Below are 613 nucleotides of genomic sequence, written 5' to 3' on the forward strand. Positions count from 1 at the left end.
ACCGAACCAGCGGCCAACGCGCTCTTCTTGACTGTCGACCAGTCCGCCAACCGCGCCGTCGCGAACAGCGCCGTGTGCTGGACTACGCCGCTCGCCAGTTTCTCGGTTGCCAGTGGCAGCAACCAGATTGCACCGTCCTTGTCCACGGCCTGCATCATCAGCGGCTTGAGCGGATAGGCCACGCCGGCAAGCGGGGCTGCCTTGAACGAAACCCCGTTCAAGGTGGATGCGACGGTCGCCGGCACATCGGCAATCGGGAACACCCAGCCGTCACCCGCGATGTTCAACGTCGAACGCGAGATGAAACCATCCATGCAGGAGTTGCCGGTCGAGGACTTCGCCTCCAGCGCCATCGAGACAATGGGCGCGGACCGGGTACGCCAGGTCAGGCAAACCGGCGCCGATAACTTCGCGCCCAAGGCCGCTGCGCTGGTGTCGGGCACCGACACCGTGCGCACGACCAGCGCGTCCGTGACGCCACCGCTGGACACCGAGGCGCGCATGAAGCCGCGCACGCCTGCCGTCGAGCCGGCCTTGAATTCACAGGCAAACGGCGTCGACGTATTGGGCCGCACGCCAACCGCCACCTGCCTCTGCACCGGCACCATGTCGC

Annotated in this window: 1 protein-coding gene; it reads right to left on the bottom strand. The window is 66.4% G+C overall.

Annotation, left to right across the window (positions count from 1 at the left end):
- The coding region (locus AC1DU6_RS34700) for a hypothetical protein (protein WP_477863056.1) at positions 1–613 on the bottom strand (613 nt) is incomplete at both ends.

It is taken from the genome of Roseateles sp. P5_B10, from assembly GCF_056400485.1.